Genomic DNA, 4623 nt, shown 5'->3' with positions numbered 1-4623 from the left:
TCACCGCGTGAAAGCCGCCAAACGACTTGCCCAGTCCGCGCGCCGACAGAACCGTCCGGCCGCCGGATGCGCCGCCATCGTCCGGCCCTGCTTCATGCAGGGCCGTCATATTGCCAGTTGCAGCGTTCATTCAACCAGCCTCTTTTACTGCTTCACAAGCGGGCAGCCGCTTTTATCGAGCGGACGGAACGCTTCATCACCCGGGATGGTGCGCAGAACCTTGTAATAGTCCCACGGGCCGTTGGATTCTTCCGGCGACTTAACCTGAACGAGATACATATCGTGGACCATGCGACCATCTTCGCGCAGTTTGGCGTTTCGGGCGAAGAAATCGTTAATGTCCATGGTGCGCATCTTGTCGAGCACAGCCTTGCCGCTGGTGGATTTTGCAGCTTCGGAAGCTTTGAGGTAATTCATGACAGACGAATAAACGCCAGCATGAACCATGGTCGGCATCTTGCCGTTCATTCGTTCCCCGAAGCGCTTCGACCAAGCACGGGTCTGGTCATCATAATCCCAGTAAAAGCCGGTAGTCAGTGTCAGGCCCTTTGCAGTTTCGAGACCGACGCTGTGCACGTCGGAGAGAAACAGCAGCATTCCTGCAATTTTCTGGCCACCTTGCGCTATCCCATATTCATTCGCCTGCTTAAGGGCGGTCATTGTATCGCCCGACGAGTTAGCAAGAGCAATAACGTCAGCGCCCGATGCTTGCGCCTGCAACAGGAACGAAGAGAAATCGGTGGTTTCGCGCGGATGACGCACAGAGCCCACGACTTCACCGCCGCTAGCCTTGACGGCTTCCGCAGTATCGCGCTCAAGCGCATGACCGAAGGTGTAGTCAACAGTAATGAAGTACCATTTCTTGCCCCCCTCCTGTGTCATGGCGCGTCCCGTTCCGTTGGCAAGCGCATAGGTGTCCCAGGTCCATTGCGCGGTCGTGGGTGAACAAGCTTTCCCCGTCAAATCCGAAGAGCCTGCGGTGGACGCCAGAAACGCCACATCCTTGTTGCGGGTGATTTCCTGCACGGCCATTGCGACCGAGGACGTGGGGACGTCGATAATTGCCTTGACGTTCTTCTCATCGATCCAGCTACGTGCCAGAGTGGACCCGATGTCAGGCTTATTCTGATGATCTCCAACGATGACTTCGATAGGCTCGCCATTCAACTTACCCCCGAAATCCTCCACAGCCATCTTAGCCGCGACGACCGACCCGTCGCCTGCAAGATCGAAATTCATGCCGGACATATCCGTCAACACGCCCAGTCTAACCGGTTCTGCCAAGGTCGGGCTTGCGAGCACCATGGTGGCAAAAGCACCCGAAAGCATCATTGATTTCATTTTCATGTTTTCCTCCTCCCAAATTATAAATGTGTCAGCCCGATTGGCTGCTGCTTTCCGCAATCAGTCTCGCCAGATAAAACTGGTCGGCTTCGTAAGATGCGGCCCAGTTGGCGCGGTGTTCCTGATCAATGGCTCTTTTCGTCATCCGCAAGCTCATGGGCGGGCATTCAGCGATGGTCTGCGCGAAGCGCTTGGCGGTTTCGACCGCGCCACCGGCCGGTGAAAACTTGTCGCAAAGCCCCATATGAAGCGCGTCCTGCCCGCCAATTCGTTCATTGGCGAAAAGCGCACGCTTGGCGCGTGTCGGACCGATCAGCGATGAAAGTAACGGCAGTCCGCCCCAGCCTAGCGTCATGCCCAGACGAACTTCAGGAAACTGAAAGAAGGCCCCCTCAGCCATCACGCGGAAATCGGTTGCCAAAGCCAGAATGCCGCCGCCACCAATCGCCGGGCCTTCAACCGCCGCTATAGTGATCTGTGGCAGCAACCGCCACCGATCACACATGACGCCGCCAAGCGACATGGACGTATGGCGTGTGACAGCGCCCGCGTTGACGCGCCACAGATTCTCGTCCGTCAGATCCACTCCACCGGAGAAACGACTTTCGGTTCCTGTTAGGATAACAACCTGGACACTGACATCCGCTGATAATTCGTCCGCCGCCTGTATGAGCGCAGTTATCGATTCTTCATTGAGAGCATTGGCCTTACCGCCACGGTCATAGCGCGCCACCGCAATCGGTCCTTCACGCCTTATATCGACTATGGCCATTTCCACATTCCTCAGGTTTTCACTTTGACATACTACCGAGTATGTTGCATATTCCGAATAGGTTTGCAACAGGCCTGTTTTGACGGTTTAGTTGCGGCCGAGTAGGAGGAATTCAGAACATGACGCCAGACCAGCGCGCGCTCGACCGCAGCCATTCCGTGTTGCGATATCTTCTCGATCGACATGCAGCGGAGCGCCCCGCAGCACCATTCGTGCATTTTTGGCCTTCGACCGAATGGGATTACAAAACGACCAGAGACCGCGTCCGTCAGCGGGCGGCGACGCTTCAATCACACGGCGTGAAACGTGGCCATCATGTGCTTTGTTTTATGGGTAACGGCCCGGATTTGCTCACTACCTGGTTCGCAATCAACTATATCGGGGCGGTCTATGTCCCCATAAACACTGCAGCACTCGGGCGCTCCCTGGAACATATCCTGGGCGATGCGGATGCCGCGCTGATGGTTGCCCATGCCGATCTGGTGGAGCGATTGCTGGACGTTGCCCCCGGCAAGCTGCGCAAAGTCCTGGTGGTCGAAGGCTCTGCAAGCTGCGCCATGGCTGGGGTGGAAATCCTGCCTTTGACTGACGTGGAAACCGTTAGCGAGAGCGAACTTGCCCTCGACACGCCGATTGAGCCGTGGGACACGCTTGCCATCATGTATACGTCGGGCACGACCGGCAATGCCAAGGGCGTCGTGACCTCTTATGTGCAACTTTACACGATGGGTCCCGACGCCTTCGAGTGCGTGGATGAAACGGACCGTTGTATGATTTGTGGTCCGATCTTCCATTGCGGCTCCACGCTCTATGTCTATGCGATGCTGGCGCGCGGGCTGTCGATTGGCATGATGCGCGAGTTCAAAACGCAGCGTTTCTGGCAGGCGGTGCGGGAAACGAACTCGACCTATTGCCTGTTGCTAGGCGTCATGGCGAGTTTCCTTCTGAAACAGCCGGTTTCACCGGATGATCGCAACCACCCGCTGCGACGCGCCTTCATTACCCCATTTGGCGAGGATGGCCCCCTATTTGCGGCAAGATTTGGCGTCGAGGCCTGGACTATCTACAACATGACCGAAATCGCTAGCCCACTCGTTGCCGGACCCGGGATTTCGCAAAAGGGAATCGCGGGAACACCGCGCCCCTGGTATCAGCTGCGCATCGTTGACGAGAACGATATCGAGCTGCCCGATGGCACAGCCGGTGAGTTGGTCATTCGTTCCGACCGCCCCTGGGCCTTGATGAAAGGTTACTACAACAATCCGAAAGCTACCGTCGAAGCCATGCGCAACGGCTGGTTTCACACAGGCGATAGCTTTCGCAAGGACGAAAATGGCGTCTATTTCTTCGTTGATCGTCTGAAAGACATCATCCGACGGCGGGGCGAAAATATCTCTTCCTTCGCTTTGGAAGCCGAAGTGCTTTTCCACGACAGCGTCAAAGAGTGCGCGGCTATCGCGGTGCCAAGCGAATTGAGCGAGGATGAAGTTCTTATCGCCGTAACCCCTGTCGAAGGCCACCAAATCAATGCTGGAGAACTGCTGGAGTTTCTAACAGGCCGCCTGCCCCGCTTTATGGTGCCTCGCTATGTACGAATTCTGGATTCTTTGCCGAAGACGTCAAGCGGTAAAATCCAGAAACATATCCTACGCAGCCAAGGCATTACCGGAGATACAATCGATCGCGATTTCAACGCCAAGCGCGCAAGCTGATCTTTCAAAATCGACAGACCTGAAACAAACTTCGTCATCAACACCACGCCATCTATCGTGCAACAAACCGGCGGGCTGGCGAAAATGGTTGATATTACAGAGCGTTTGCTGGGCAAGAGCGTCGTTATCGTCACCGACAAGGGAGCGCAAGCTCGGATCACTGAGCCGGCCAGAGGCGGATGCCCTGTCGATTTATAAAGCCGCATATTGATTGCAACGCAGGCAATCTTATAAAAAAAGCAACGGTGTTAGGTGTCAAGCACCGTTGCGTTTGCGTCCCGGATTCTCGCGTTGAGGATAATGATCATTTTTCGGATGACGGCGACGAGTGCGACTTTGCTCGGCTTTCCCTTTTGCTTGAGGCGCTGGAAGAACGCCTTCATGTCCGGATCGAAACGAATGGCGGGCAGCGCCGCGACGTAAAGTGCGTCGCGCAGCTGTCTTCGACCGCCTGCAATCATGCGTTTGCCGCGCATCAGTCCGCTATCGCGATTAAGCGGCGCAACGCCAACCAGCTTGGCAACCTTTCCTTTGTCCATAAGCCCCAGCTCCGGCAGGTCGGCCAGAATGAAGCATGCCGTTCGCAGGCCGATTCCTTTGAGCGACATCAAAACCTCAGCCTTCCGGCCAAGGTCCGCATCCGCTTTCAGGCAAGCCGTCATTGCGTCCACAACAGTCTGGCGCTGATCGAGCAAGAAATTCAGGCTTTCCTCGACCCAGTCTTTCGTTTGCCCGCTCGCCTTTTCCCGGCGATTTTTCTCCTGCACGATCATGTGCGACAATTGTCTGTAACGG

Annotated in this window: 4 protein-coding genes and 1 pseudogene; 1 reads left to right on the top strand and 4 read right to left on the bottom strand. The window is 55.9% G+C overall.

Annotated features, from left to right (window positions below; all coding sequences use genetic code 11):
* From ACS5UA_RS22680 to ACS5UA_RS22670, 3 genes and pseudogenes are all read right to left on the bottom strand, one after another.
* Nucleotides 1–130, bottom strand: a pseudogene (locus ACS5UA_RS22680) (ABC transporter ATP-binding protein); the annotation flags it as partial.
* A gap of 14 nt (nt 131–144) precedes the next feature.
* Entirely contained in the window at nt 145–1347 is a 1203-nt protein-coding gene (locus ACS5UA_RS22675) for an ABC transporter substrate-binding protein (RefSeq protein ID WP_006473178.1), read from the bottom strand.
* 28 nt (nt 1348–1375) lie between these two features.
* Complete coding sequence (locus ACS5UA_RS22670) at nt 1376–2116, bottom strand: enoyl-CoA hydratase/isomerase family protein (protein ID WP_112702508.1); 741 nt, start codon at nt 2114–2116, stop codon at nt 1376–1378.
* Nucleotides 2117–2235: 119 nt separating this feature from the next.
* On the opposite strand from ACS5UA_RS22670, the gene ACS5UA_RS22665 reads away from it, so the two are divergent.
* The gene (locus ACS5UA_RS22665) at nt 2236–3828 is read left to right on the top strand and encodes an AMP-binding protein (protein ID WP_273773300.1); all 1593 of its coding nucleotides are present in this window, start codon (nt 2236–2238) and stop codon (nt 3826–3828) included.
* Nucleotides 3829–4076: 248 nt separating this feature from the next.
* Here the strand turns inward: ACS5UA_RS22665 and ACS5UA_RS22660 are convergent.
* Nucleotides 4077–4623 (bottom strand): transposase (locus tag ACS5UA_RS22660; RefSeq protein ID WP_443101874.1); only part of this gene is annotated, 547 nt, incomplete at its 5' end.

The organism is Brucella sp. RRSP16 (assembly GCF_052246815.1).
GTDB lineage: Bacteria > Pseudomonadota > Alphaproteobacteria > Rhizobiales > Rhizobiaceae > Brucella > Brucella intermedia.
This window is presented reverse-complemented; position numbering and strand designations above follow the sequence as displayed.

Bases quoted from the DNA above. Each gene is read 5' to 3' on its own strand.
- ACS5UA_RS22665 (WP_273773300.1), top strand. From the start codon at position 2,236: ATGACGCCAGACCAGCGCGCGCTCGACCGCAGCCATTCCGTGTTGCGA.
- ACS5UA_RS22670 (WP_112702508.1), bottom strand. From the start codon at position 2,116: ATGGCCATAGTCGATATAAGGCGTGAAGGACCGATTGCGGTGGCGCGC.
- ACS5UA_RS22675 (WP_006473178.1), bottom strand. From the start codon at position 1,347: ATGAAAATGAAATCAATGATGCTTTCGGGTGCTTTTGCCACCATGGTG.